The organism is Pseudomonas sp. I2 (genome assembly GCF_040984075.1).
Lineage (GTDB): Bacteria > Pseudomonadota > Gammaproteobacteria > Pseudomonadales > Pseudomonadaceae > Aquipseudomonas > Aquipseudomonas guariconensis_B.
In genome coordinates, this window is sequence record NZ_JBCGFQ010000237.1 from 1 (window position 1) to 384 (window position 384).

1 protein-coding gene is annotated in these 384 nt (G+C 58.3%); it reads right to left on the minus strand.

Annotated features, from left to right (window positions below):
• Positions 1-381, minus strand: a 381-nt coding sequence (locus tag WCE05_RS26420) for a helix-turn-helix domain-containing protein (RefSeq protein WP_368816899.1), incomplete at its 3' end; no start/stop codon positions are given.
• Positions 382-384 lie beyond the last annotated feature (3 nt).

The following is a 384-nucleotide window of genomic DNA, read 5'->3' on the forward strand; positions in this document are numbered from 1 at the left end:
GGTATCGCTGGTGGCGACGGGCGATAGTCCGCTCGTCTTACGCCAGGCGATAAAACGCGCGGCGGTGGCGTTGACAAGGTCCGGGCTACCGCGATGTTGCAGTACGGCTATCCGGGTGGAGGGGCACGAAATAATGTTGACGTCCATCGACGTTTGCTCCTGTAGCGTATGTTTCGGTACGCGTCGATGCCACTCGGCCCAGTCCGGTTGTTGACGGAATTGGGTCGGGATTTGGTCAAACGCGGTACGGATGGCACGACTGAACGACTCCGCATTCTGAAATCCGGCATCAAGGGCAATATCGATGACTTTATCGCGGGGGTTGAACGCCAGGCGCCAACAGGCGCGTCGCAGACGCAACCACTGAATATACCGGTACAATGG